Origin of the sequence: Pseudomonas viridiflava (assembly GCF_001642795.1) — a bacterium.
GTDB classification, from domain to species: Bacteria; Pseudomonadota; Gammaproteobacteria; order Pseudomonadales; family Pseudomonadaceae; genus Aquipseudomonas; species Aquipseudomonas viridiflava.
Map to the genome: position 1 here is coordinate 24,462 of NZ_LKEH01000032.1, position 25,062 is coordinate 49,523.

At 57.5% G+C, this 25,062-nt stretch carries 25 protein-coding genes; 9 read left to right on the forward strand and 16 right to left on the reverse strand.

The annotated features are described in order from the left end of the window. Window positions 1–4 precede the first annotated feature (4 nt). Together AO065_RS18930 and argF are read right to left on the reverse strand one after the other, a co-directional pair. The gene (locus tag AO065_RS18930; RefSeq protein ID WP_032650843.1) at window positions 5–1,081 is read right to left on the reverse strand and encodes an ABC transporter ATP-binding protein; all 1,077 of its coding nucleotides are present in this window, start codon (window positions 1,079–1,081) and stop codon (window positions 5–7) included. Continuing rightward, window positions 1,078–1,998 (reverse strand): ornithine carbamoyltransferase, encoded by a 921-nt coding sequence (argF, locus tag AO065_RS18935; protein WP_004881863.1) that lies wholly within the window; start codon window positions 1,996–1,998, stop codon window positions 1,078–1,080. The genes AO065_RS18930 and argF overlap by 4 nt, the downstream gene beginning before the upstream one ends. Before the next feature lie 438 nt (window positions 1,999–2,436). Here argF and AO065_RS18940 point away from each other — a divergent pair, with 438 nt between their 5' ends. From AO065_RS18940 to grxD, 3 genes are all read left to right on the forward strand, one after another. After that, the gene (locus tag AO065_RS18940; RefSeq protein ID WP_032650845.1) at window positions 2,437–2,730 is read left to right on the forward strand and encodes a hypothetical protein; all 294 of its coding nucleotides are present in this window, start codon (window positions 2,437–2,439) and stop codon (window positions 2,728–2,730) included. 131 nt (window positions 2,731–2,861) lie between these two features. Beyond that, window positions 2,862–4,970, forward strand: coding sequence for a molybdopterin oxidoreductase family protein (locus AO065_RS18945; RefSeq protein ID WP_004881865.1), 2,109 nt, complete (start codon window positions 2,862–2,864; stop codon window positions 4,968–4,970). Window positions 4,971–5,058: 88 nt separating this feature from the next. Continuing rightward, a complete protein-coding gene (grxD, locus tag AO065_RS18950) occupies window positions 5,059–5,385 on the forward strand; it encodes a Grx4 family monothiol glutaredoxin (RefSeq protein WP_004881866.1) in 327 nt (108 codons plus the stop codon). Between the two features lie 117 nt (window positions 5,386–5,502). On the opposite strand, the gene bfr is transcribed toward grxD, so the two are convergent. From bfr to pyrC, 4 genes are all read right to left on the reverse strand, one after another. Continuing rightward, a complete protein-coding gene (bfr, locus tag AO065_RS18955; protein WP_004881867.1) occupies window positions 5,503–5,973 on the reverse strand; it encodes a bacterioferritin in 471 nt (156 codons plus the stop codon). A gap of 200 nt (window positions 5,974–6,173) precedes the next feature. Further along, window positions 6,174–6,392 carry a bacterioferritin-associated ferredoxin gene (locus AO065_RS18960; RefSeq protein ID WP_004881868.1) on the reverse strand — a complete coding sequence of 73 codons (219 nt, stop codon included), beginning with the start codon at window positions 6,390–6,392 and terminating at the stop codon, window positions 6,174–6,176. A 194-nt stretch (window positions 6,393–6,586) separates the two neighbouring features. Continuing rightward, window positions 6,587–7,267, reverse strand: a complete 681-nt coding sequence (rnt, locus tag AO065_RS18965; protein ID WP_004881869.1) for a ribonuclease T — start codon at window positions 7,265–7,267, stop codon at window positions 6,587–6,589. Further along, a complete protein-coding gene (pyrC, locus tag AO065_RS18970; RefSeq protein ID WP_004881870.1) occupies window positions 7,264–8,307 on the reverse strand; it encodes a dihydroorotase in 1,044 nt (347 codons plus the stop codon). The genes rnt and pyrC overlap by 4 nt, the downstream gene beginning before the upstream one ends. Before the next feature lie 146 nt (window positions 8,308–8,453). Here pyrC and AO065_RS18975 point away from each other — a divergent pair, with 146 nt between their 5' ends. Continuing rightward, on the forward strand, window positions 8,454–9,356 hold the full coding sequence (locus tag AO065_RS18975) for an OmpA family protein (RefSeq protein ID WP_004881871.1): 903 nt from the start codon (window positions 8,454–8,456) through the stop codon (window positions 9,354–9,356). 132 nt (window positions 9,357–9,488) lie between these two features. Further along, entirely contained in the window at window positions 9,489–10,706 is a 1,218-nt protein-coding gene (locus tag AO065_RS18980; protein WP_004881872.1) for an argininosuccinate synthase, read from the forward strand. Window positions 10,707–10,787: 81 nt separating this feature from the next. Here the strand turns inward: AO065_RS18980 and AO065_RS18985 are convergent, their stop codons facing one another. From AO065_RS18985 to AO065_RS18995, 3 genes are all read right to left on the reverse strand, one after another. Continuing rightward, entirely contained in the window at window positions 10,788–11,063 is a 276-nt protein-coding gene (locus AO065_RS18985) for a hypothetical protein (RefSeq protein ID WP_004881873.1), read from the reverse strand. An 81-nt stretch (window positions 11,064–11,144) separates the two neighbouring features. Beyond that, entirely contained in the window at window positions 11,145–11,582 is a 438-nt protein-coding gene (locus AO065_RS18990; protein ID WP_004881874.1) for a hypothetical protein, read from the reverse strand. A 268-nt stretch (window positions 11,583–11,850) separates the two neighbouring features. Next, window positions 11,851–12,378, reverse strand: coding sequence for a hypothetical protein (locus tag AO065_RS18995; protein ID WP_004881875.1), 528 nt, complete (start codon window positions 12,376–12,378; stop codon window positions 11,851–11,853). A gap of 1,259 nt (window positions 12,379–13,637) precedes the next feature. Here AO065_RS18995 and AO065_RS19000 point away from each other — a divergent pair. After that, a complete protein-coding gene (locus tag AO065_RS19000) occupies window positions 13,638–14,264 on the forward strand; it encodes a response regulator transcription factor (RefSeq protein WP_004881876.1) in 627 nt (208 codons plus the stop codon). A gap of 149 nt (window positions 14,265–14,413) precedes the next feature. Here AO065_RS19000 and AO065_RS19005 read toward each other — a convergent pair whose 3' ends face one another. From AO065_RS19005 to metG, 4 genes are all read right to left on the reverse strand, one after another. Continuing rightward, complete coding sequence (locus tag AO065_RS19005; RefSeq protein WP_004881877.1) at window positions 14,414–14,596, reverse strand: PA3496 family putative envelope integrity protein; 183 nt, start codon at window positions 14,594–14,596, stop codon at window positions 14,414–14,416. Between the two features lie 105 nt (window positions 14,597–14,701). Continuing rightward, window positions 14,702–15,340, reverse strand: a complete 639-nt coding sequence (gene nth, locus AO065_RS19010) for an endonuclease III (protein ID WP_004881878.1) — start codon at window positions 15,338–15,340, stop codon at window positions 14,702–14,704. Window positions 15,341–15,445: 105 nt separating this feature from the next. Then, complete coding sequence (rsxB, locus tag AO065_RS19015; protein ID WP_004881879.1) at window positions 15,446–16,486, reverse strand: electron transport complex subunit RsxB; 1,041 nt, start codon at window positions 16,484–16,486, stop codon at window positions 15,446–15,448. Window positions 16,487–16,599: 113 nt separating this feature from the next. Then, window positions 16,600–18,642 (reverse strand): methionine--tRNA ligase, encoded by a 2,043-nt coding sequence (metG, locus tag AO065_RS19020; protein ID WP_004881880.1) that lies wholly within the window; start codon window positions 18,640–18,642, stop codon window positions 16,600–16,602. A gap of 175 nt (window positions 18,643–18,817) precedes the next feature. Between metG and apbC the strand changes: the two genes are divergently transcribed. Then, window positions 18,818–19,912, forward strand: a complete 1,095-nt coding sequence (apbC, locus tag AO065_RS19025; RefSeq protein ID WP_004881881.1) for an iron-sulfur cluster carrier protein ApbC — start codon at window positions 18,818–18,820, stop codon at window positions 19,910–19,912. Window positions 19,913–20,044: 132 nt separating this feature from the next. On the opposite strand, the gene AO065_RS19030 is transcribed toward apbC, so the two are convergent. Then, window positions 20,045–20,254 carry a cold-shock protein gene (locus AO065_RS19030; RefSeq protein WP_002554837.1) on the reverse strand — a complete coding sequence of 70 codons (210 nt, stop codon included), beginning with the start codon at window positions 20,252–20,254 and terminating at the stop codon, window positions 20,045–20,047. Between the two features lie 319 nt (window positions 20,255–20,573). On the opposite strand from AO065_RS19030, the gene dcd reads away from it, so the two are divergent. Both dcd and AO065_RS19040 read left to right on the forward strand, forming a co-directional pair. Then, window positions 20,574–21,140 (forward strand): dCTP deaminase, encoded by a 567-nt coding sequence (dcd, locus tag AO065_RS19035; protein ID WP_004881882.1) that lies wholly within the window; start codon window positions 20,574–20,576, stop codon window positions 21,138–21,140. A 112-nt stretch (window positions 21,141–21,252) separates the two neighbouring features. Next, window positions 21,253–21,465: a hypothetical protein gene (locus tag AO065_RS19040; RefSeq protein WP_004881883.1), complete on the forward strand. Its 213-nt coding sequence runs from the start codon at window positions 21,253–21,255 to the stop codon at window positions 21,463–21,465. Between the two features lie 66 nt (window positions 21,466–21,531). On the opposite strand, the gene pdeM is transcribed toward AO065_RS19040, so the two are convergent. Both pdeM and AO065_RS19050 read right to left on the reverse strand, forming a co-directional pair. Then, window positions 21,532–22,188 carry a ligase-associated DNA damage response endonuclease PdeM gene (pdeM, locus tag AO065_RS19045; RefSeq protein ID WP_004881884.1) on the reverse strand — a complete coding sequence of 219 codons (657 nt, stop codon included), beginning with the start codon at window positions 22,186–22,188 and terminating at the stop codon, window positions 21,532–21,534. Further along, window positions 22,185–24,674: a ligase-associated DNA damage response DEXH box helicase gene (locus tag AO065_RS19050; protein ID WP_054540858.1), complete on the reverse strand. Its 2,490-nt coding sequence runs from the start codon at window positions 24,672–24,674 to the stop codon at window positions 22,185–22,187. The genes pdeM and AO065_RS19050 overlap by 4 nt, the downstream gene beginning before the upstream one ends. Window positions 24,675–25,062 lie beyond the last annotated feature (388 nt).

Sequence of the window (25,062 nt, forward strand, 5' to 3'; positions counted from 1 at the left end):
TGACTCAGCCGCTGACCGCGTTCGCAGCGACACTGCCCGGCGCAGCAAACAGAACCAGATGATCGGCGGCGACCTGAATGCCGACCTGCTCGCCGGTCAGGTGATCGGCGTGGCTGGGGAAAATCGCTTCAAGCTGGCTGCCGGTCGGCAATTGCAGGCGATACAGGGTTGATGCGCCCTGAAAGGTTCGACCGATGACCCGCGCCTTCAGCGCGCTTTGCGGTGCATGAACAATGTCGTCCGGGCGCAACAGCACGTCCACTGCGCTGCCACTGACGCCCGGATAAGCCCGGTTGCCGCGCAAAACACCCAGTTCGGTCTGTACCGATTCGTGGTCGATCATCTGACCGCGAATGAAATACCCCTGGCCAATGAAGCTGGCGACAAAGGGGGTCTGCGGCTCGTGGTACAGGTTATAGGGCGTATCCCATTGCTCCAGTCGGCCTTCCTTGAACACGCCGACGTGATCGCTGACCGCGAACGCTTCTTCCTGATCATGGGTCACCAGAATTGCGCTGGTGCCACGAGCCTTGAGGATATCGCGTACCTCGTGACTCAAGCGCCTGCGCAACTCGCCATCCAGATTGGAAAACGGCTCATCGAGCAGCAACAACTGCGGCTCCGGTGCCAGTGCCCGGGCGAGCGCTACGCGCTGCTGTTGCCCGCCAGACAGTTCGTGCGGATAGCGTTTGCCCAGTCCGGCGAGATTGACCAGTTCCAGGAGCTCAGTCGTCACCTGTTCACGGCGCGGATGCTTGCGGATGCCGAAGGCAATATTGTCAGCGACGCTCAGGTGCGGGAACAGGGCGTAGTCCTGAAACACCATGCCGATACGGCGTTTTTCCGGTGCCAGCGTCCAGCCTGGACGGGAGATCACTTCGCCCGCCAACGTGATTTCGCCCGCATGGATTGGTTCGAAACCGGCAATGGCGCGCAATGTCGTGGTCTTGCCGCAGCCTGAAGAGCCCAGCAGGCAGCCGATGTCACCAGCGTTGAGGTGCAGATTCAGATCCTGCACCACACGCTGGTTGTCATAGCCGCACGCCAGATTGCGCAGGTTCAGCAGCAAGGCCTGACTCATGCCGGCTGACAGGACGGCGCGACGAGAAATTCCAGCAGCGCCTTCTGCGCATGCAGACGGTTTTCCGCCTGATCCCACGCCACCGAGCGCTGATCGTCCAGCAGATCGACGCTGATTTCCTCACCCCGGTGAGCTGGCAGGCAATGCATGAACAGTACGTCTTTATCAGCCAGGTCGAGCAGCGCGCGCGTTACCTGGAACGGTGCGAACAGGGCCATGCGCTTGGCGGTTTCCTCTTCCTGGCCCATTGAGGTCCAGACATCGGTGCTCACCAGATGCGCGCCTTCGACCGCTGCCTTCGGGTCACGAACAATCGTCACGCGATCCCCGGCCAGGGTCATGAATTCGGGATTGGGCTCGTAACCCAGCGGGCAGGCAACGCGCAAATGGAAGTCGAACCGGATCGCCGCTTCTATATAGCTGTTGCACATGTTGTTGCCGTCACCGATCCACGCCACGGTCTTGCCCTTGATCGAGCCACGATGCTCAAGAAAGGTCTGCATGTCGGCCAGCAGCTGGCACGGGTGCAGATCATCGGACAGACCGTTGATCACCGGCACACGGGAATTGGCAGCGAACTCGACCAGATTGCTGTGGGCATAGGTACGGATCATGACCGCGTCGAGCATGCGGGACATGACCTTTGCGCTGTCGGCAATCGGCTCACCACGGCCCAGTTGTGTGTCGCGGTGGGATAAAAAGATGGCTTGGCCGCCCAGCTGGATCATGCCGGCTTCGAAGGAAAGACGGGTACGTGTCGAGGATTTTTCAAAAATCATCCCCAGTACCCGGTTCTTCAGGGGTTCAAAAAGCACGCCGCGATTTCGCAGGTCTTTGAGCTCTACGCCACGACGGATCAAGCCCAGCAGTTCGTCTGGGGTGTAATCCATCATCGAGAGAAAGTGCCTGGCGTTCATGATTAACTACCTTTTTTGCAACAGACCGCAGTGTTTCAAAGCCGGGTTTTATCGAGAAAACGGGCAAGCACTGCGGCGAAAGCCGCGCGAGGCGACGAATAAGAGAGGCGCGATAGTATAAAAAAATGTCGCGTCTTACCAATAGCATGCTTTATTTTGGATAGCGGTGTGAATCGGGGTGCCGCGCTTCAGCCTTTATATTAATCCTGCATCGCGCTGAAAACGGACTACGCTGGAGCAGGCCTTTAGCCATCGCTTCGCTATCCAAAGGCAGCATTTGTACACTGCCCAAAGCGGGATTGGCAATTAGTACCAATCCTGCAACAGTCCGGCAGCGAATGCGACGTGCTTCACGCGCCTTGAATAATGACCGTTTCCTAAACAACGGCCGTAGGTTATAAAGCCTCGTTGGTATCATCATTGATTGGGAGATCGGGAATGGATTCTAAAGAGCGTCAACTAACGGAATTGCTCGGGCTGACTGCCCGTACCTTGACCCACCTCACCGCCTCCATGACCTCCATGTCCTTTGAACTGTTGCGTAGCGAAGACGAAGTCACGCGCACCGCCGGACGCCGCATGATCGATCGCATGGCGACCATCAGCTCGGGGCTCGATGAGCACTGGCGTCTGATCGGCGACCTGACCGGCGTGCACCTGGCCCAGGAACAGATCGAAACCGTGACCGAAATCCAGCTGCAGCGCAAGGTTGTCACACCGATCGTCGGTTGACCGACGAAGCATCCGTCGGCCTGATGGCCCCTGATTCATGATGCGAAGCCGAGTGGCGAAGGCCGTCTACACGCACCATAGTGATTGTTCCGCAATCGAACGGATTGCCACGACACCACTATGAGGCTGCGATGACCCGGACCGAACACCACCGTGCCTGTCATCTGTGTGAGGCCATTTGCGGCCTGACCATCGAAACCACGCTCGAGCCTGACGCGACGCGAAGAATCACCTCGATCAAGGGGGATCCGCTCGACAGTTTCAGCCGCGGCCATATTTGCCCCAAGGCCGTCGCGCTGCAGGACATCCAGAATGACCCTGATCGCCTGCGCCAGCCCATGCTGCGTTCAGGCGATCAATGGCAGCCGATTGCCTGGCAGGATGCGTTCGAGCTGGTAGCCGAGCGGCTGTCCGCTATCCAGCAACGCTATGGTCAGAATGCCGTAGCGGTCTATCAGGGTAACCCCAGCGTTCACAACTATGGGTTGATGACCCACAGCAATTACTTTCTCGGTCTGCTCAAGACGCGCAATCGCTTCTCCGCAACGTCTGTGGACCAGTTGCCTCATCACCTGACCAGTTTTCTGATGTACGGCCACGGCATGCTGCTGCCGATTCCGGACATCGATCACACGGATTTCATGCTGATTCTGGGCGGCAATCCGTTGGCTTCGAATGGCAGCATCATGACCGTCCCCGACGTTGAGAAGCGTTTGAAAGCCATACAGACTCGCGGCGGAAAGGTTGTGGTCGTCGACCCGCGACGCAGCGAGACCGCCGCCATTGCCGATCAGCACCTGTTCGTGCGCCCCGGCGGCGACGCTGCATTGCTGTTCGGGTTGCTTCATACGCTGTTCGAAGAAGGTCTGACCCGTGACAGCCATTTGCCTGTCGATGGACTCGATCAGGTGCGGGAGGCCATTTCCGATTTCAGTGCCGAAGCCATGAGTCTGCGCTGTGGCATCGACGCGCAACAGATCCGTCAGTTGGCCAGGGATTTCGCAGCCGCCGAGACAGCTGTCTGCTACGGACGCATGGGTGTTTCGACCCAGGCATTCGGGACCCTGTGCCATTGGCTGGTGCAGCTCATCAACCTGGTGACCGGCAACCTTGACCGTGTCGGTGGGGTGCTCTGTACCCAGCCTGCGGTGGACATCGTTGGCTCTACGTCTGGCGGTCACTTCAATCGCTGGCAGAGCCGCGTGTCCGGTCTGCCTGAATACGGTGGTGAATTGCCGGTCTCGGCGCTGGCCGAGGAGATGCTGCATGAAGGGGAGGGGCGCGTGCGTGCGCTGGTGACGGTTGCAGGCAACCCAGTGTTGTCGACGCCGAACGGACGCCAACTCGAAAGAGCCCTTGAAGGGCTGGAGTTCATGGTCAGCATCGACCTGTATATCAATGAAACCACTCGCTATGCCGACCTGATTCTGCCGTCCACCTCCGCGCTGGAGAATGACCACTACGACACCACCTTCAATACTCTCGCGGTGCGTAACATCACCCGCTTCAATCGAGCGATCTTCGACAAGCCCGAAGGCGCACTGCATGACTGGGAAATCTTCGTCGGCCTGGCCAGGGCATTTGCTGCCAGGACTCAGAAAGACCTGAAGCCCACCATGCCACCCGCGCAGATGATCGATCATGGCCTGCGCAGCGGGCGTTATGGCGATGCATCGGTTCACAAGCTTTCGCTGGCGACGCTGGACAATCATCCTCACGGTCTAGATCTGGGAGCGCTGCAACCGAACCTCAGCGAGCGCCTGAAGACCGCCAACGGCCATGTTCAGGCAGCGCCCGACGTCATCATGGCCGACCTGGCCCGTTTCAGAGACGCCCCCGTGCCGCAGCCGGACCAATTGTTGTTGATTGGACGTCGCCACGTGCGCAGCAACAATTCCTGGATGCACAATTATCATCGGTTGGTGAAGGGCAAGCCGCGTCATCAGTTACTGATGCATCCCGACGACTTGAGCCGTCGAGGTTTGAACGACGGGCAGCAGGTGCGCGTCAGCTCGCGGGTCGGCATGATCGAGGTTGAGGTCGTGGGCAGTTTGGACATGATGCCCGGTGTGGTCAGCCTGCCTCACGGCTGGGGCCACGCACGTGCCGGTGTGCGCATGGAAATTGCGCAGAATCAGCCCGGTGTCAGCGCCAATGACCTGACCGACGAACGTCAGCTGGATGTGCTTTCCGGCAACGCGGCGCTGAATGGCGTACCGGTGCAGGTCGCCGCGTGTTGAGGTTCAAGACAGAGCGTCTCAGTCGGGATTCCGTTACAATGCGCCACCGTGCCGACAACTGAGTCGGAAAATTCAGCCGAGGTGCTTCATGGATATCATCGAAACGATCAAAGAGCAGATTGCCAACAACACCATTCTGCTTTACATGAAAGGCGCTCCAAACGCGCCACAGTGCGGCTTTTCGGCCAAGGCTTCCCAGGCGTTGATGGCGTGCGGCGAAAAATTCGCTTATGTCGACATCCTGCAGAACCCCGAAATCCGCGCCAATCTGCCCAAGTACGCCAACTGGCCGACGTTCCCACAGCTGTGGGTTGCCGGTGAACTGGTTGGCGGCAGCGACATCATCACCGAGATGATGGCTGACGGCTCGCTTCAAGAGCTGGTCAAGACTGCATCGGCCGCCAAGGCCGAGTAAGACGGTGATTTGATGGGTCGGTAGCAATACACGCCGGTTCATCAAGCCGTTCTACAGACAAGAAAAAGCCCGCTCTCCAATGGAGGCGGGCTTTTTTCGTATCAGCGGATCGACGTATCAGTCGCCCATCTGCGACTGCAGGTAATTTTCGATACCCACTTTGTCGATCAGACCCAGCTGGGTTTCCAGCCAGTCGATGTGCTCTTCCTTGGGCTCGAGGATGTCTTCCAGCAGCTCACGGCTGCCAAAGTCGCCAACGGTTTCAAAGTGAGCGATGGCAGCTTTCAGATCAGCCAGGCCTTTCTGTTCGATCTTGAGGTCACACTCCAGCATTTCCTTGGTGTGCTCGCCGATCAGGATCTTGCCCAGGTCCTGCAGGTTAGGCAGGCCTTCCAGAAACAGGATGCGCTTGATGACCTTGTCAGCATGCTTCATCGCGTCGATAGACTCGTGATACTCATGCGCACCGAGCTTTTTCAGACCCCAGTCTTCGTACATGCGTGCATGCAGAAAGTACTGGTTGATGGCGACCAGCTCGTTACCGAGGATCTTGTTGAGATGCTGGATGACTGTAATGTCGCCTTTCATGTTCGTGGTCCTGCCGATGGCTTGTGTATATAAGCCGCGAGTGTGAGCTGCACGCGAATGTCTGTCAAACCTAAGTTATTGAATAATAAGTGAATTTAAATAGGAATAAGAATGTTTGAGTTCCGCATCTTGACGCTAAGCGCTTGAATTACAGGCATAAAAAAACCGGACATCGAGTCCGGTTCTTTGAAATAGGGTAATCAGGCCGCAGTAAATTCTGTCGTATAGGCCAGTGCAGCGTGGCTGCTTTGAAGCTCGGTCAGGGTGTCACGCACCACTTCCTTGGCCAGGCAGGCACATTTCCCACATTTACTTGCAACACCCAGCGTCTCGCGAACTTCGCGATAACTGCAGCAGCCCTCCAGAATTGCTTCCCGGATTTGACCGTCAGTAACACCTTGGCAGAGACAAACATACATAAGCTATGGACCATCGCTGGTTTATGGCTGGGTGATCCGGAGCTTAATGGTAATGAGAATGCTTGTCAAAACTGTTTTAGGTTCGATTCAGGTAGGGCGATGAGTGGTAAATCCCGGGATCTTATTGCCTGTACTTCTGCACGGCAGGCATGAAAAAACCGGCACTGGGCCGGTCTGTTCATAAGCGGGGTGACTCAGTCGTCGAAGTCTTCCCAGCCGCCCATTTCCTTCCAGCGGTTGACGATGCCGCAGAACAGCTCTGCCGTCTTTTCCGTGTCGTAGCGGGCCGAGTGGGCTTCGCGGCCGTCGAAGTCGATACCGGCAGCCTGACAGGCTTTGGCCAGTACGGTCTGACCGTAGGCCAGGCCTGCGAGCGTTGCCGTGTCGAAGCTTGAGAACGGGTGAAACGGATTGCGTTTCATGTCCAGGCGCGCGACGGCTGCGTTCAGAAAGCCCAGATCGAAGCTGGCGTTGTGGCCGACCAGCACCGCGCGCTTGCAGCCGTTGGCCTTGAGGGCCTTGCGCACGCCGCGGAAGATATCGTTCAGGGCGGTTTCTTCGCTGACTGCCATGCGCAACGGGTGATCGAGCTTGATCCCGGTGAACTCCAGCGCAGCGGCTTCGATGTTGGCACCTTCGAAGGGCTCTACGCGGAAGAAATGAGTGTGCTCCGGGAACACGAATCCTCTTTCATCCATGCCGATGGTGACGGCCGCAATTTCCAGCAGTGCATCGGTGGCCGAATTGAAGCCGCCGGTTTCTACGTCGATGACGACCGGCAGGTAGCCGCGAAAGCGGGCCGCCATCGGGTGACGCGATCCAACACCGCCGCCACCATGACCTTCCGGTTCGTCGTCGAAATGATCTTCACTCACGCGTTTTCCTCCAGGCGCCAGTGCAGTTTTTCACCTGCACGCAGCGGTATTACGGACAACTCGCCAAACGGCAGGCTGGCAGGGGCGGTCCACTCTTCACGCACCAGCGTGATGGTGTCCTGGTTGGCAGGCAGGCCGTAGAACGCCGGACCGTGAAGGCTGGCGAAGCCCTCCAGTTTGTCCAGCGCGTTACGTTGCTCGAAGGCTTCTGCGTACATTTCGATAGCGGCGTAAGCGGTGTAGCAACCGGCGCAGCCGCATGCCGCTTCCTTGGCGTGTTGCGCATGCGGGGCGGAATCGGTACCCAGAAAGAACTTGCCGTTGCCACTGGTGGCAGCATCCAGCAGGGACGTCTGGTGGGTGTTGCGCTTGAGGATCGGCAGGCAGTAGAAGTGCGGGCGAATGCCACCGACCAGCATGTGATTGCGGTTATAGAGCAGGTGATGCGCAGTGATGGTCGCCGCGACATTGGCCGATGCTTCGTTGACGAACTGCACGGCCTCGCCAGTGGTGATGTGTTCAAACACCACTTTCAGTGCCGGGAAACGCTCGACGACGCGACGCAGGTGCTCGTCAATAAAGACTTTTTCGCGATCGAATACGTCGATCTCGCCACGTGTGACCTCGCCGTGCACCAGCAGCAGCATGCCGACTTCGGCCATGGCTTCAAGGGCAGGGAAGATCCTGTCGATGCTGGTCACGCCCGAATCGGAGTTGGTCGTGGCGCCGGCCGGATACAGCTTGGCGGCGTGGACGAAACCGCTGGCCTTGGCCGTGCGAATGTCTTCGGGCGTTGTCTGGTCGGTGAGATAAAGCACCATCAACGGCTCGAAGCGGCTGCCGGCCGGGCGTGCAGCGAGAATGCGCTGGCGATAGGCATCGGCCTGCTGCGCATTGCGAACGGGCGGCACGAGGTTGGGCATGATGATTGCGCGGCCAAAGGTGCGCGCTACGTCAGCGACGGTATGGGGCAAAACAGCTCCGTCACGGAGATGGATGTGCCAGTCGTCGGGACGCAGAAGGGTCAGGCGGTCAGACATTGGGGATTCCAGGCGGGTCAAACTCGCAGGGAATGCTACCGGAAAAGACTCTCTCAGGCACTCGCTATCAAGTTTTGTAGGAAGTTACCGATAGCCCGACATAGAAACCGTATTTCGTTTCGCGATCATTTCAAGTGGAGCCTCCCGTGCGCCAGCGATATCTAGCCCTGCTCAGCGTGTTCGCCAGCCTTCCAGCGATGGCTATCAATTTCCAGACGCGTCTGGAAAGCATCGAATGGAAAGTCGAAGGCGATCAGTTCGAGTGCCGTCTGACTCAGCCCATCACCGACTTCGGTGTGGGTGAGTTCGTGCGCCGCGCGGGTGAGCAGGCCACATTCCGGCTCAAGGCTTCCTACAACATGCTGGGCAACGGTTCCGCCACGCTGCTGGCCGCTGCGGCACCGTGGCAGCCAGGCCGTGGCGACATCAACCTGGGGTCGGTGCGCGTCAGCAATGGCGAAATACCGTTCAACACCTCTCACGCTCAGGCCGGACGTCTTATCAACGGCCTGATGGAAGGGCGCACGCCACTGATTCGTCATTATTCCCGTGACGGCGGACAGATGGAGGTGCGTCTGTTGCCGGTCAAGTTCAGCAAGGCCTTCACTGAATATCAGGCCTGCACTGCCAAGCTGCTGCCGATGAATTTCGATCAGGTCAAACAGGCCGAAGTCGGCTTCCCTGGCGGTGGTATCGAACTGGATACGGCCGCAAAGGCACGGCTCGACAATATGGTCGCCTATCTGAAGGCAGACCCGACGGTCAACCACGTCGAACTGGACGGGCATTCTGACAACAGCGGCAATCGCCTGACCAACCGCGACCTGTCACGTCGTCGTGCACTGGCGGTGATGGATTACCTGAAAGCCCAGGGCATTCCAGAGCAACAGATCACTCTGCGCTTTCATGGCGAGCGGTATCCACTCGCGCCCAACACCAACAACGCCAACCGCGCCCGCAACCGTCGTGTGAACGTGCACCTTGAACGCGTAGCGCCTGAAGAACGGCCGGTTCCAGTGGCCTCGGCGAGCGCTGCGCATACCTCCTGAGACACCTCTTCTTTCTGTCGCGAGGCTGACAAAACCTGTCGCCTCGTCGTCAGAAGCTGTCGCCCCCCTGTAAATTTCCTGCTTTGAACGGTAGAATCGTCGGTTTTCCGTACAACGCGGTGGAGTGATGGCATGGCGGACGTAAACAAGGTAGTTCTCGCGTATTCCGGTGGTCTGGATACTTCGGTAATCCTCAAGTGGCTGCAGGACACGTACAACTGCGAAGTGGTGACTTTCACCGCTGACCTGGGTCAGGGCGAGGAAGTCGAGCCTGCACGCGCCAAGGCGCAGGCCATGGGCGTCAAGGAAATCTACATCGACGACCTGCGCGAAGAGTTCGTTCGCGACTTCGTGTTCCCGATGTTCCGTGCCAACACCGTCTATGAAGGCGAGTACCTGCTGGGTACTTCCATCGCCCGTCCGCTGATCGCCAAGCGTCTGATCGAAATCGCCAACGAAACCGGCGCTGACGCCATTTCCCACGGCGCAACCGGCAAAGGCAACGACCAGGTGCGTTTCGAACTGGGTGCCTACGCACTCAAGCCAGGCGTGAAAGTGATCGCTCCATGGCGCGAATGGGATCTGCTGTCGCGCGAGAAGCTGATGGACTACGCCGAGAAGCATGGCATTCCGATCGAGCGTCACGGCAAGAAGAAGTCCCCGTACTCCATGGATGCCAACCTGCTGCACATCTCCTATGAAGGCGGCGTGCTGGAAGACACCTGGACCGAGCACGAAGAGGATATGTGGCGCTGGACCAAGTCTCCAGAGGACGCGCCGAACGTCGCGACCTATCTGGAACTGACCTACCGCAACGGCGACATCGTCGCGCTGGACGGCGTTGAAATGACCCCGGCGACCGTACTGGCCACCCTGAACCGCATCGGCGGCGAAAACGGTATAGGTCGTCTGGACATCGTGGAAAACCGTTACGTGGGCATGAAGTCCCGTGGCTGCTACGAGACGCCTGGCGGCACCATCATGCTGCGCGCCCACCGTGCGATCGAGTCGATCACCCTGGACCGCGAAGTCGCTCACCTCAAGGATGAGCTGATGGCCAAATACGCCAGCCTGATCTACACCGGCTACTGGTGGAGCCCTGAGCGTCTGATGCTGCAACAGATGATCGATGCGTCCCAGGCTCACGTGAACGGTGTTGTGCGCCTGAAGCTGTACAAGGGCAACGTGATCGTTACCGGCCGCAAGTCGGATGATTCCCTGTTCGACGCCAACATCGCGACGTTTGAAGACGACGCTGGTGCCTACGATCAGGCTGACGCTGCCGGCTTCATCAAGCTCAACGCCCTGCGGATGCGTATTGCCGCAAACAAGGGCCGCAAGCTGTTCTGATGCGGTCTCTCGCTTGAAAATGCAGCCCTTTCGGGGGCTGCATTCTGATATGTCTACCGAACCTTCAGTCGGTGCAGGCATTCAATGCCTGGCTTCTCCTGCCTTGTGCGATTTCCCGCCTTTGGTTCCATGCGCCGCTTTTTGTTCGCCTTCGCAGCTTTTCGAAAGCACATAAGGTGAGTTCAAAAAGTTGATCAACTCCTTTTTCTTCAGGCTGTAACGATTAAGCAATAGGGAAAGCTTTCTTTCCAATGCCAATTCGTCTGCCAGTCGACTGTCTTTTCTGAAACGCTCAAGTTTTTGCAGTTGCTGGTCGAGCTGTTTTTCGATGTCTCGATACTCTTTTAATTCCGACATGGTCTATGCCTCACAAGTGTCAAATTGAAATCGCTTCCAGTGCCTGAAGAATGGGTCCCACTGTCACGTGTAGCCGTTCAGTTAACAGCGTCGCTTCCAGACAGACGAGATATGACTTTCTTGAACAAGCTTGCCGACAATGCAAAACCTGTTTGAAGTCCGGTGTCCGTTTCGCCTCCTTTGCGATTCGCTGTGCGGTCTGTCAAAGTCATCAATGGGGTTGTACGGTGTGCACGCAGAGCCGACAGGTTCGTTACAACGCCTGCAGAACGGCACTCCAACAATTGGGAAGTCGGGATTGACTGAGCGGTAGGGAGGATAAAGCGCCTTGCGGTTGAAGTTGATGGTCAGAAAGAACATGACAACCAGTGACGACGGAAAGACAATCAAAAACCAGACATAAACGTGTCGGTCTTCATTATTCAGGTAAGGCAGTACGGCGGTCGCCGAGGCTTCCGATAGACCGGCAAACAATGCGATGATGCTGATAGGGTTCATGATTCGGGCAAGGTGGGGCATGGACAGTCTCCTGTAAAAAGAGGTGTACGCAAATGGATAATTGCATCATGGCAATCACTTTCTTTTCGGGGATGAGCGATCGTTTTTTGCGCCATTCAAATTAAAGAACTTCAAGTGTTTTCTACTCGATTCGGCCCGTCGGTTGCGTTACCTATGTATTGTTATTGTCTATGTCCGCTATCACCCGGGTGATGGCGTGGATGGACTCCTGACAATGAAGGCGTTCCGATCCACCGCGGGCGGGCGCCTGTCGCGTGGCCAGCGGCGTCTAGGGTATGTCCGGGTTTCGCTCCTGCCTCAATTCAAGTCGATACGCTTTACCGATGTTCAAGACCTGGCGCAGACTCAAATCAAGAACCTGCGCAATTTCGGACACGGTATAGCCAAGGCTGTAATAGTGCATGACATGACCGGCTACCACGTCGTCAATGTCTGTTGCCTCATGTCGCCTTTCACGTTCCCTGTGTTCGACGGGGCGGCTGCAGTTTATTTTAACGCCATGATCAATGGCCAACTTGCGTATGTCTTTCCTGTTCATTCTGAGTGAATACTGAAGAGAAGAAAACCCGGCGCCTTTGGCGACCAGACTTTTCAACAGCGCCACTTTGGACAGGACGTCTGCTTCAGTCTCTACGACGGGATTGTTGTCAGGCTTCACGCCGCCCGTGGTTTCTGCAGTTTCGTTGTCAGGTATCATCGCGATCACACCGCCCTTGGCGACGAATGCCTCCACTGCTGCAATCAAGTCGAGACCGGTCGGGTCTTTTGACGTGGATCGTGAAAATTTCTTGTTCATGGCAAGTCCTTTTTGAACATGGTTATACACATGACCGCACTCAGCGAGTTACAAGACGCGTGTGGGTGTCATCAAGGTGCTGATGTTGCGGGTAGGCCCTATCCATGTCGCTCAGTTGTCTTCAACTTTCGATAAACGGAATTATATATGTAGTGTGAAGTGTCATTAATGAAGGATTGTGCGACGTCTGCAGTAGTACTGCAGGGGCTTCATCATCCTTTTAATGAGTTTGCTCTTAAAAAAGTAACGACTGGTAATAAGATTTGCAAGTGAAAAAGTGGCGCTTTACATGAATACAATTGGGCGTTCAGTCAGTGTCTTACATGCGTTCTGATGCCGTCTGTGAGTTTTGTAGTATTTTTCCTCTTCGATGGTTTTGCTATGGCGTTGAGCAAAAATATAGTATTAGCTTTCTGTCGAATGAGCTATTTTCGATGTGAAAGGCAAGAGAAGTACTAAAGTTTTTGTAAGAAATGGCGATGGCATCTGTTTATGTGATTTACTGTCGGGTATTGGTAAAGGTCTGTGACGTTAAAGCAGTTGGGTCAGGGAGGCTTGGGTAGAAGGAGTAGGAGTTTGTAGGACGTTTCTGGTTTTTGTGTGAGGTCCCTCTCCAAACATATATATATACAAAAAGATCGTTTTTTTGTGTGATTTTCAACAGAGTCCGGACATTGATCTGGAGATGAGGGGAGGCCGGGCGGAGCAGGGTTCGAAGAGTAGTGTCTTGTTACATCCAGTCTCACTGCTTTCAACCAAAAGGCGCTCTGGTTCGGAAGCCGGTAACAGGTGCTATCGTCATGCTTGAAATCAACGGCCGTAAAGGGTTCGGCACGTTGCAAGCGCAAGCGTTTTCAGAAGACAAAAATCTAAGGAGAAATGCATCTGCCCCTGGATGATGGCACTGCGCTGGTTCGGGGGCATCTTACGGCGACCTGTGCGGATTGGTTTTAATTGAAGTGACGCTCAATCAGTCAGGAATCGATTAATGGTCGGGTTCGCTATACATCCTGTCCGGTACGCAGGTGCTCTATTCCGCTGCTCCGGCTAGTCATACTGTTATCGAATTCCGATAAGGAAGGCTCTGTGAAAAAGATAAGAAAGAGCTCGTTCGTCTCGAGTTTTGTAGGAATATTCCGCAGTAAATGTATGAACGGTCTTTGGGTGTTGGTACTCGGGGGGGAGCGCCATGCAAAGCACTAAACGACTAAGCTATTGTGCTGACTCTGAAAATTCGAATAGCGAAAATTGGACTGCCCATGAATAAAGTGCTGATCGTGGATGATCATCCTGTCATTCGCCTTGCTGTACGCATGCTGATGGAGCGTCATGGCTATGAGGTCATTGCGGAGACAGACAATGGAGTGGACGCACTGCAACTGGCCCGCGAGCATCTGCCTGATATTGTCATCCTCGACATAGGTATCCCCAAACTCGACGGTCTTGAAGTCATCGCCCGGCTGTCTGCCATGACCCTGCCATTCAAGGTCCTGATCCTGACGTCACAGGCTCCCGGTCACTTTTCCATGCGTTGCATGCAGGCGGGTGCCGCCGGCTATGTCTGCAAGCAGCAGGATCTGACCGAGTTGTTGAGTGCCATCAAGGCGGTGTTGTCGGGCTACAGCTATTTTCCCAACCAGGCGCTGCATACGGTTCGATCCAGCATGGGTAATGCCAGTGAGTCGGAAATGGTTGATCGCCTGTCCGGGCGCGAAATGATGGTTCTGCAGCAACTGGCGAGAGGCAAGACCAACAAGGAAATCGCCGATGGCATGTTTCTCAGCAACAAGACTGTGAGTACCTACAAGACTCGACTGCTGCTCAAGCTCAATGCGCACTCGCTTGTCGATCTGATCGAGCTGGCGCAACGGAATGGATTGGTATGAAGCGGCGCATGACAGGGATTCAGGTGATAATCCCGGCATAAATCGATTGTTGACTGCGATCGCGAATTCCCGGAAATAAAGCCTCTCTTCGCGAGGGGCTTTCACGCCATGACGTTAAACACGGTGGCCTGCCTTGCCCGCTGCGAGCGCTACAGATCGAAATCGTAGTCCGCCAACTGTTTTTGCAAGCGACGTTCTTCCAGAAGATTGTCGATGGTGCGCCGCTTGCTCAAATTGGTCTTTGCTGGCTCCACGGCCACCTGCTCGACTTCGTCCGCATCAACAGCAACGAAATCATCCTCGACGTCTAATTGCTCTTTGCCAGTACTCATGAAGTGACTCCAGGCTTCGGCTCTATTGGCGCTCCTTATATCGACAAAGCTGTGGCGGGTAAAAAAGATTTTTTCAATCGATTCACTCGCTGGAATCTATCTGTATCAATCGTCAGAGGTTTTGAATTTGTAGTCGCAGAGGTCTTCAATGCGGCAACTCCCGCAGCGGGGCTTGCGCGCCTGGCATACGTAACGGCCGTGCAGGATAAGCCAGTGATGCGCATCCAGGAGGTAACCCCTGGGCACAAACTTCATCAGTTGCTTTTCGACCTCGACGACGTTCTTGCCGGGCGCGATGCCGGTGCGGTTGCTGACCCGAAAGATGTGGGTGTCTACGGCCATCGCCACCTGACGGAATGCGGTGTTGAGCACCACGTTCGCAGTCTTGCGTCCTACACCGGGCAGCGCTTCAAGGGCTTCGCGGGTCTCGGGGACTTCACCGTTGTGCCGTTCCATGAGCAGGCGGCAGGTTTCGATGACGTTCTTGGCCTTGCTGTTATACAGGCCAATGGTCTTGATGTATTCGGACAGTCCCTCCACACCGAGTGCATGAATTGCCTCGGGCGTGTTGGCGACAGGGTACAGCCGTGCGGTCGCCTTGTTGACGCTCACGTCGGTTGCCTGCGCCGACAGAATCACCGATATCAACAACTCGAACGGCGTGGTGTAGGCCAGCTCGGTTTTGGGGTCCGGATTATCCTCGTGAAGCCTGCGGAAAATTTCCAGGCGTTTTGCGGCATTCATGGGCGGAGCGTTCCTTGGGGCAGGTCATGAGGTAAGCACGGGTGTCGGCGCAGTAAATGTGCCACTGTATCGCTCAAGTTGCCAAACCTGAGCATGGCTGTTATTTCAGGTTGATGGGTCCTGAGACCGTGCGAGTGCCTGTTCTGCTGACGCAAGCGCTTGAGCGGCCAGCGTCAAGGCTTGTTCCAGGCTTGCCAGTTGTTCTGGCAGAGCGTTGGCCGCCTGCGCTTTCTTGAGGTTTGCGTGTGCCATCGCCTGTTGGATCTTGGCACGCTTCACTGCACTTGCATCGAGCTTCGCGATCGGCCGGGTCGGTTCCACATCCTGTGTCGACAAAAGCTTTTCCAGTGTCCGCTCTGCGGCTTCATATTCCTGCTGCAGCACCACGAGGCGTGCGGCTTGTTCGGCGATAGGCGGGTGACCAAACGCCTTGAGAGATTTGTTCAATTGAGCACGGCTCATGGCAACGGCGGCTCGCGCCTTTTTGAGTGCTTCATCGCCCGTACCCGTTTTGGCCGTCTGCACCCGCAGCATTGCGGCTGAGGATGCCTCTGAGCCTGACGCAGACTTCTGCGAGCGCGCGAGCCGCTCTGCATGCCGTCGCTCCTGCTCGCGCTGCAACCTTGCATTGCGCGACTCGAATCGCTGTCGGGCATGATCGCGCTTGCGCAAACGAGCCTGTTGCTGCTGCGCATCAAGCGTCACGTCGCCCACAATTGGAATGACAGCCACAGGGATGAGCTGCGCCAAAGGCAATGGATGCATATCGATGCAGTCCACAGGGCAGGGCGCCACGCATAAATCGCAGCCTGTGCATTCGTCGATGATCACCGTGTGCATCAGTTTGGCGGCACCGACGATGGCGTCGACCGGGCAGGCCTGAATGCATTTCGTGCAGCCAATGCATTCGGCTTCGCGAATGAAGGCGACCTGGGCGGGTGCCGATCCGCGTTCGGTGTCCAGCGGCAAAACCGGAACCGCCAGCAGGCTGGCCAGCTGAGCAATGGTCTCATCACCACCGGGTGGGCATTTATTGATTGCTTCGCCACTGGCGATGCCTTGCGCATAAGGCTTGCAACCGGGGTGCCCGCACTTGCCGCACTGTGTCTGCGGAAGAAGGGCGTCAATGTGCTGGATCAGGTTCATGCGCTTGCCGATAGGACCAGGCTGTAGCCAGTAGGGATCAGGGGATCATTCTTGCGGATATGCAAAAGCCCGGCATCCGTAAACGATCAACGGATACCGGGCTTTGCGGGGTGTTACTTGATGCGCTGGCCGGGCTTGGCGCCGCTGTCCGGGCTGAGCAGGTAGATTTCTTCGCCGCCGGGACCTGCCGCCATCACCATGCCTTCCGAAATGCCGAAGCGCATTTTGCGGGGCTTGAGGTTGGCGATCATCATGGTCAGGCGACCTTCCAGCTCGCTCGGGTTCGGGTAAGCGCTCTTGATGCCGGAGAACACATTGCGCTGCTCGTCACCAATATCGAGGGTCAGGCGCAGCAGTTTGTCTGCGCCTTCCACGTGTTCGGCCTTGAGGATCAATGCGACGCGAAGGTCCACTGCCGCGAATGCATCGAAGTCGATCTCCGCGCAAAGAGGATCCTTGGCCAGTTCGCCGTTGCCCTGGGGCGCTGTATCAGTCGCGCTCGCAGTCAGATCTTCCTTGGATGCAGCTGTCATGGCTTCCACCTTGACCGGATCGATCCGGGTCATCAGGGCCGAGAACGGATTGAGCTGATGGTCGACCAGCAGTGTCTTGTGATCATCCCAGGTCAACGGTGCGACGTTGAGGAACGCCTCGGCGTCGGCAGCCAGCTTCGGCAGCACCGGTTTGAGGAAGATCACCAACTGGCGGAACAGGTTGATGCCCAATGCGCAGACGGCCTGTACTTCGTCCTGCTTGCCTTCCTGCTTGGCCAGCGCCCAGGGCGCCTTTTCGGCGATGTAGGCATTGGCGCGGTCGGCCAGGGCCATGGTCTCGCGCATGGCACGGGCGAAATCGCGGGCTTCGTAAGCATCAGCGATGCTCGGCGCGGCAGCCAGGAAGGCATCGGTCAGTTCCGGCGCTGCATTGGCAGACACCATGACACCGGCATTGCCCTTGTGAATGAAGCCGGCGCAACGGCTGGCGATGTTCACGACCTTGCCGATCAGGTCCGAGTTGACCTTCTGGATGAAGTCTTCAAGGTTGAGGTCCAGGTCATCCACGCCACGGCCCAGTTTTGAGGCGTAGTAGTAGCGCAGGTATTCAGGGGGCAGGTGATCAAGGTAGGTGCGCGCCTTGATGAATGTGCCACGGGATTTGGACATCTTCTGACCATTGACGGTCAGGTAGCCATGGACATTGATGGCGGTCGGCTTGCGCAGGCCTGCGCCTTCCAGCATGGCGGGCCAGAACAGGGCGTGGAAATTGACGATGTCCTTGCCGATGAAATGGTACAGCTCGGTAGTCGCGTCCTTGGCCCAATAGGCATCGAAGTCCAGATCCGGACGGCGTGCGCACAGGTTCTTGAAGCTGGCCATGTAGCCGATAGGTGCGTCCAGCCAGACATAGAAGTATTTGCCCGGCTCGTCAGGAATCTCGAAACCGAAGTACGGCGCATCGCGGGAGATGTCCCACTGTTGCAGGCCGCTGTCCAGCCATTCGGCGATCTTGTTGGCGACGGCGTCCTGCAGTGTTCCGCTGCGTGTCCAGCCCTTGAGCATGGCGTCGAAGGCGGGCAGGTCGAAGAAGAAGTGTTTGGAATCCTTGAGCACGGGCGTCGCGCCGGAGATCGCCGATTTCGGGTCTTTCAGGTCGGTGGGTGCATAGGTGGCACCGCACTTTTCGCAATTGTCGCCGTACTGATCTTCTGTGCCACATTTCGGACAGGTGCCCTTGATGAAGCGGTCGGCCAGGAACATCTTCTTTTCAGGATCGAAGTACTGCGTGATCGAGCGCGTGGCGATATGCCCGGCATCGCGCAGGCGGGTGTAGATCATGCTCGACAGCTCGCGGTTTTCGTCCGAGTGCGTCGAGTGGAAGTTGTCGAAATCCACCAGGAAGTCGGCGAAGTCGGCGCTGTGCTCGGCCTTGACGTTGGCGATCAGCTGTTCAGGCGTGATGCCTTCCTTTTCGGCGCGCAGCATGATTGCCGAGCCGTGGGCATCGTCTGCGCAAACATAGGTGCACTGGTTGCCGCGGTGCTTCTGGAACCGCACCCACATGTCGGTCTGGATGTACTCGAGCATGTGGCCAAGGTGGATGGAACCATTGGCATAGGGCAGGGCGCTGGTAACGAGAATCTTGCGTGGCTCGGACATTGGGCTCGGCTACTTGAATTGGAACGGAGGTCGGCCACTATAAAGGTCTGAGCAATTTTTTTCACCTCGTGCCGCTGTGGGAATGCGCCCGGATGTGCAGCGAAACCATGTCGGCACACGACAGAACAGGTAGGATAGCCGCCTGTTTTAGTCAGTCTTTTTTCGGAGCGAGCCCATGAGCGCTGTCAATCGCGCGACGGTGGAGACGATTCTTCGCCAGTACACCGACCCTTATCTGAATCAGGACCCGCTCAGTGCCGGTTGCGTGCGGGCCATCGACATCGACGGATCGCACGTCACCCTGCGGCTTGAGCTGGGCTATGCCGCTGACCTGTTCAAGAACGGCTGGGCGCATGTGTTGAAGACCGCGATCGAGAATATCGACGGGGTTTCGGCAGCGAAGGTCGAAATCGATACCGTGATCAACGCCCACAAGGCGCAGAGTCAGATCCCGGGTCTGGCCAATGTGAAGAATATTGTGGCTGTTGCCTCGGGCAAGGGCGGCGTCGGTAAATCCACCACGGCAGCCAATCTGGCGCTGGCGCTGTCTCGCGAAGGTGCTCGGGTGGGCATTCTCGATGCGGACATCTATGGCCCGAGCCAGGGCGTGATGTTCGGCATCCCTGAAGGTACGCGGCCGAAGATCAAGGACCAGAAATGGTTCGTGCCGATCGAGGCGCACGGTATCGAAGTCATGTCGATGGCGTTCCTGACGGACGACAACACGCCGATGGTGTGGCGCGGTCCGATGGTTTCGGGCGCCTTGCTGCAGCTCGTTACCCAGACTGCCTGGAATGACCTGGATTATCTGATTATCGATATGCCGCCAGGCACCGGTGACATCCAGCTGACGCTGGCGCAGAAAGTCCCGGTGGCCGGTGCCGTCATCGTTACCACCCCGCAGGACCTCGCCTTGCTGGATGCGCGCAAGGGCGTCGAGATGTTCCGCAAGGTCAATATTCCGGTGTTGGGCGTCGTGGAAAACATGGCCGTGCATATCTGCTCGAATTGCGGACACGCCGAGCATCTTTTCGGTGAAGGCGGTGGCGAGAAGCTGGCGTCGCAGTACGACGTCGAGTTGCTGGCCTCATTGCCGCTGTCGATGTTGATTCGCGAGCAGGCCGATGGTGGCAAGCCGACAGCGATTGCCGAGCCGGAGAGTCAGATTGCGATGGTGTATCAGGAATTGGCTCGCCATGTCGGCGCGCGAATCGTTCTGCAGGAAGCGGCCAGTCCGGCCATGCCGACGATCTCTGTCAGTGACGACTGATCGGTAAGAAAATATCGAGTGTGGGTCGGCTCGTTCGGCCCCATTCGAATCGACAGCCAAGCCTTGGCTTGAATCGCAGGCAATAAAAAACCCCGCTTTTGAGGGCGGGGTTTTTAAGCAAATCAGTACAAGTTAGATAACTTGAACTTCTTCAGCTTGCATGCCTTTCTGACCGCGGGTAGCGATGAAAGAAACCTGTTGGCCTTCTTTCAGGCTTTTGAAGCCGTCGGATTGGATAGCTTTGAAGTGCACGAACAGGTCGTCACCGGATTGTGGAGTGATGAAGCCGAAGCCTTTTTCATCGTTGAACCACTTAACGGTACCAGTTTGGCGATTGGACATAGTATATCTCCTTGGACAAAGTTAACTGCGGCGTAGGAAGAGCCCTGGCCGAGACTGAGTGCAAAGAGCTGGAAAATTCATGGAGATGGTTGGATCGAAATTCAACATCGTGTAGAGATTCTCAGTGACACAAGCAACACAGTGACGCCACCTTAACCCTTTTTGTCGGACGTGCCAATGGTCTATTGATGATTATTTCCATTCGCTTCGAAACGGCGGCTCAGGTCTCGCCAGCTATACATATGTTGCCTTTGAACACGTGGCGCAGGCCCGGTAAGATGCCCAACATCTTTTTCACCACGCAAATCAGGACATCGCCATGAGCATCAAATCGGACAAGTGGATTCGCCGCATGGCGCAGGAACACGGCATGATCGAGCCCTTCGTCGAGCGTCAGATGCGTGGCGAAGGTGCCAACCGGCTGATCTCCTTTGGTGTGTCGAGCTACGGCTACGATGTGCGTTGCGCCGACGAATTCAAGGTCTTCACCAACATCAATTCGGCCACTGTCGATCCGAAAAACTTCGATGAAAAAAGCTTCGTCGATATCAAGAGCGACGTTTGTATCATCCCGCCGAACTCGTTTGCGCTGGCTCGCACCGTCGAATATTTCAGGATTCCGCGCAACGTCCTGACCATCTGTCTGGGAAAAAGCACCTACGCGCGCTGCGGAATCATCGTCAATGTGACGCCGCTCGAGCCTGAGTGGGAAGGCCACGTGACGCTGGAGTTCTCCAACACCACGACATTGCCGGCGAAGATCTATGCCAACGAAGGCGTGGCGCAGATGCTGTTTCTGGAATCGGACGAAGAGTGCGAGGTTTCCTACAAGGACCGTGGCGGCAAGTACCAGGGCCAGCGTGGCGTCACACTGCCACGTACCTGATTTTGCCGTTGTTTCCTGTCCCTGAATGGAATTAATGTTCGTTTTCGCACTCTATTGCCTCACATGCATTCGTTTACAGTTGTAGGCGAAGGCCATTGATCAGGAGTGACCTATGAAGACAACGTTCAAAACCTCTGAACAGGAAACATCTCCTCCGCTCAACGAGATCGGCCTGCTCGCCTGGTCTCTGATGGCTCACACCGAATTGAACATGGTGGGGGGCGGTGTTCCGGGTCAACCGGATCCTGATACCCCGTCCCCGCAACAGCCGGAGCCCGGTGAACCTACTTTGCCGGACAAGCCACCACCCGCGCCTGTAGCCTGATTCCTGAACGCCCGCTGCCTTTCGACAGGCAGTGGGTGTTTTTGTTTTCAAGCCATTTGACTCGTCTCAGGCCACGCGCCAGATTGCGCCGTCTCCGGTCACATAAATGGTCGTGCCGATGGCTGGCTGAATATTGAAGCCCCCTGTGAACTCCCCGAACGCTGGCAGCAGACTGATGCGCTCGCCCAGGTAGAAGCACGCCAGCCGCAGGCTCTGGCGCCCCCGTCCGTGCAGCCGGTAGACCGGATGAACATGCCCGGCCAGAACGTGGTGGGTCGCGTGCGGGTCCGGTTCATGCTGCAAGGCGAAGGGGCCGAGCAGCAGCGGTTCCGGTACTACATCGATTTTCAGGCTGGATGGCGGATCTCCCGCGCGCCTGTCGTGGTTGCCGCGGATCAAGGTGATCTTCAATCCTGACCTGCGTTCTCTCCACTCGTGCAGTGTATTGAGCGTACTCAGGGCGTGTGATTCGGGGGCGTGCAGAAAGTCTCCAAGGAAGATCAGGTGCTCGCAGCGATACTCATCCAGTAATTGATCGAGACGTCGCAGGTTCTCCTGGGTCGTGCCATGCGGCACCGGCTGGCCCAGTTTGCGGTAGGCCGCTGCCTTGCCAAAGTGGGCGTCGGCGATCAGCAGGGCGCGTTCGGCCGGGTAGTAAATGGCCTTGTCTGCCAGCAACCATAATTCCTCGTCTGCCAGCGTGATGGCCATGCAGGGTTTCATCGTTCAGGCTCCGGCCCTGCGGCTTTTTCGAGGTCGCGCACCATGCGAGCAATGCGGTCGGCCAGTTTTTCCGAGCTGAGGCTTTCGCGAAAGCGCTCCACCAGCAACGGAAACGCCAGCGGGGTGGCACGCTTGATCGTATGCAGATCGAGCCTGCGGCTGTTGATCTGGCGCAGGGTCTGTTCCAGTCGGACCAGATCCAGTTCCTGGCGCAGCACTTCCTGCTCCGCTTGAGTCAACAGCATGTTGCCGGCGTCGTACTGCTTGAAAACCTCGAAAAACAGGCCGCTGGAGGCCTGCAATTGACGGTTGCTCTTGGCTGCACCGGGATAGCCTGAAAACACCAGCCCCGAGATGCGAGCGATTTCCCGAAAACGTCTCAGCGCCAGTTCGCCCGCGTTGAGGCTGGCGATAATGTCAGCCATCAGATCGACTTCCGAAAACAGATCGTCATCGAGCACCTGCGCCCAATCAAGCTCGCTGGCGCTCAGCAGTTCCAGTCCGTAATCATTGACGGCTATCGAAAACGTCAGCGGCTGGTGTCGACTCAGGCGCCAGGCCAGCAGGCTCGCCAGCCCCAGGTGCACATGGCGGCCTGCGAACGGATAGAGAAACAGATGCCAGCCTTCACGGGACTTGAGCGTCTCGGCCAGCAGCGTGTCGCGTTGCGGCAATCCGGACCATTGGCGCTGCACTTCCAGCAACGGTTTGACGGCCTGCATCTCGGGACTGTCAAAGTGGCCGCGCGCGGCGGCGTCGAATTTCTCCACCACGGCGTCCGCCAGTTCGCTGGACAAGGGCATGCGCCCACCATTCCAGCGCGGCACGGCGGCTTTCTTGCCAGTAGCGCGTTTGACGTACGCGGTCATGTTCTCGACCCTGACCAGCTCCAGCAGCCGACCGGCGAACAGAAAGCCATCGCCGGGCTTGAGGCGGGCGATGAAGCCTTCTTCGACGCTGCCAAGCGAACCGCCGCCGCCACCTTTCTTCCAGTATTTGAGGTTGATCGTGGCATCGCTGACGATAGTGCCAACGCTCATCCGGTGGCGACGCGCGAGTCGCGCATCGGGCACGCGCCAGATGCCGTGTTCGTCCGGCTCGGCGCGGCGGTAGTCGGGGTAGGCGGTGAGTGAGTGGCCGCCATTGCGCACGAAGGCTAGCGCCCATTGCCACTGCTCGTCGCTCAGGTCCCGGTACGCCCAGGCTGTGCGCACTTCCGCCAGCAGCTCATCCGGCACAAAGCCTCCGCCGAGCGCCACGCTGACCAGATGCTGCACCAGCACATCCAACGGTTGGTGAGGCGATTCTCTGGGTTCGATCATTCGCGCCGCTACGGCGTCATGGGCGGCGGCCGCTTCCACCAGCTCGAGGCTGTGGGTTGGCACCAGCGTGACGCGCGAAGGGCGGCGAGGCGCGTGCCCCGAGCGACCGGCACGTTGCATCAGACGTGCAACGCCTTTGGGTGAGCCGATCTGCAGCACGCGCTCCACGGGCAGGAAATCCACGCCCAGGTCCAGGCTGGAGGTGCAGACCACAGCCTTGAGCGAGCCTTCTTTCAAGGCCCGCTCTACCCAGTCGCGCACTTCGCGGGCCAATGAGCCATGATGCAGGGCGATCAGTCCTGCCCAGTCCGGGCGCGCTTCAAGCAACGCCTGATACCAGATTTCCGACTGTGCGCGAGTGTTGGTGAACAGCAGGCAACTGGCGCTTTTCTCCACTTCCGCCACCACCTGCGGCAGCATGCGCAGGCCCATGTGCCCGGCCCACGGAAAGCGCTCAATGGAAGGCGGCAGGAGCGTATCGACCTGCAACTGTTTGACGACCTTGCCTTGAACCGTGACGCCGCCTTCGCCCAGCAACACCTCCTGTGCGTGCTGCTGATTACCCAGCGTGGCCGAAATGCCCCACACAATCAGTTGTGGATTCCATTGGCGCAAACGGGCCAATGCCAGTTGCAGCTGGACGCCGCGTTTGTTGCCGATGAGCTCATGCCACTCGTCGACGACAACCATGCGCAACGTGGAAAGCGTCGGCTGGGCGTCGGCGCGGGTCAGCAGCAGGGTCAGGCTTTCAGGCGTGGTGATCAGTGCCGATGGCAGACGACGCCCTTGTCGGGCACGTTCGCTGCTGCTGGTGTCGCCGGTGCGCAGACCCACAGACCAGTTGATGTCCAGCTCGCCCAACGGAGCTTCCAGTGCACGTGCGGTGTCCGCAGCCAGTGCGCGCATGGGCGTGATCCACATGACGCTCAATGGTGCGGCGGGCGGCTTTTTCTTGCGGGGTTTGTCTTCGGGCGGGGTTTTGGTGGTGGCGAAGCGGTTAAGGGCCGCGAACCACACCGCATAAGTCTTGCCCGAGCCGGTGCTGGCGTGCAGCAGGCCGGACTCGCCCTGTTTCACGGCTGCCCAGACTTCCTTTTGAAACGCGAACGCCTTCCAGCCTCGGGCCCGAAACCATCGCTGAGCGAAATCGTTGGGTCTGCTCATGCGGTTGAAAATGCTCTGAAGGGCGATAATTCAGAGACAGCGGGAAAAGGGTAATAGTTTTAAACGGTTATGTATGGCGTGACGCAGCTGGACGCGGAGGGTTTCGAAAGGCGTTTCCACGCAGAGCGTTCATCGCTATGCACAAGTCCGCAAGACGCGCAAAACGGGGCCAAAACGAAAGTGTCTGACTGAATGCATACCCCGTGGGAGGCGGCTTGCCGGCGATGGCGTCAGTTCAGTCACTGATAGGTCGCTTCAGAAAAAGCATCGCCGGCAAGCCGCCTCCCACAGTCCGTGGTCGCAGCAAGACGCGGGTGTAACGCTGAGCGCAAGCATGGGCATGATCGGCGTGCTTGAGATCACGCTGATCGTTCCTACGCTCCGCGTG

Bases quoted from the DNA above. Each gene is read 5' to 3' on its own strand.
- AO065_RS18930 (WP_032650843.1), bottom strand. From the start codon at position 1,081: ATGAGTCAGGCCTTGCTGCTGAACCTGCGCAATCTGGCGTGCGGCTAT.
- argF (WP_004881863.1), bottom strand. From the start codon at position 1,998: ATGAACGCCAGGCACTTTCTCTCGATGATGGATTACACCCCAGACGAA.
- AO065_RS18940 (WP_032650845.1), top strand. From the start codon at position 2,437: ATGGATTCTAAAGAGCGTCAACTAACGGAATTGCTCGGGCTGACTGCC.
- AO065_RS18945 (WP_004881865.1), top strand. From the start codon at position 2,862: ATGACCCGGACCGAACACCACCGTGCCTGTCATCTGTGTGAGGCCATT.
- grxD (WP_004881866.1), top strand. From the start codon at position 5,059: ATGGATATCATCGAAACGATCAAAGAGCAGATTGCCAACAACACCATT.
- bfr (WP_004881867.1), bottom strand. From the start codon at position 5,973: ATGAAAGGCGACATTACAGTCATCCAGCATCTCAACAAGATCCTCGGT.
- AO065_RS18960 (WP_004881868.1), bottom strand. From the start codon at position 6,392: ATGTATGTTTGTCTCTGCCAAGGTGTTACTGACGGTCAAATCCGGGAA.
- pyrC (WP_004881870.1), bottom strand. From the start codon at position 8,307: ATGTCTGACCGCCTGACCCTTCTGCGTCCCGACGACTGGCACATCCAT.
- AO065_RS18980 (WP_004881872.1), top strand. From the start codon at position 9,489: ATGGCGGACGTAAACAAGGTAGTTCTCGCGTATTCCGGTGGTCTGGAT.
- AO065_RS18985 (WP_004881873.1), bottom strand. From the start codon at position 11,063: ATGTCGGAATTAAAAGAGTATCGAGACATCGAAAAACAGCTCGACCAG.
- AO065_RS18990 (WP_004881874.1), bottom strand. From the start codon at position 11,582: ATGCCCCACCTTGCCCGAATCATGAACCCTATCAGCATCATCGCATTG.
- AO065_RS18995 (WP_004881875.1), bottom strand. From the start codon at position 12,378: ATGAACAAGAAATTTTCACGATCCACGTCAAAAGACCCGACCGGTCTC.
- AO065_RS19000 (WP_004881876.1), top strand. From the start codon at position 13,638: ATGAATAAAGTGCTGATCGTGGATGATCATCCTGTCATTCGCCTTGCT.
- AO065_RS19005 (WP_004881877.1), bottom strand. From the start codon at position 14,596: ATGAGTACTGGCAAAGAGCAATTAGACGTCGAGGATGATTTCGTTGCT.
- nth (WP_004881878.1), bottom strand. From the start codon at position 15,340: ATGAATGCCGCAAAACGCCTGGAAATTTTCCGCAGGCTTCACGAGGAT.
- rsxB (WP_004881879.1), bottom strand. From the start codon at position 16,486: ATGAACCTGATCCAGCACATTGACGCCCTTCTTCCGCAGACACAGTGC.
- metG (WP_004881880.1), bottom strand. From the start codon at position 18,642: ATGTCCGAGCCACGCAAGATTCTCGTTACCAGCGCCCTGCCCTATGCC.
- apbC (WP_004881881.1), top strand. From the start codon at position 18,818: ATGAGCGCTGTCAATCGCGCGACGGTGGAGACGATTCTTCGCCAGTAC.
- AO065_RS19030 (WP_002554837.1), bottom strand. From the start codon at position 20,254: ATGTCCAATCGCCAAACTGGTACCGTTAAGTGGTTCAACGATGAAAAA.
- dcd (WP_004881882.1), top strand. From the start codon at position 20,574: ATGAGCATCAAATCGGACAAGTGGATTCGCCGCATGGCGCAGGAACAC.
- AO065_RS19040 (WP_004881883.1), top strand. From the start codon at position 21,253: ATGAAGACAACGTTCAAAACCTCTGAACAGGAAACATCTCCTCCGCTC.
- pdeM (WP_004881884.1), bottom strand. From the start codon at position 22,188: ATGAAACCCTGCATGGCCATCACGCTGGCAGACGAGGAATTATGGTTG.
- AO065_RS19050 (WP_054540858.1), bottom strand. From the start codon at position 24,674: ATGAGCAGACCCAACGATTTCGCTCAGCGATGGTTTCGGGCCCGAGGC.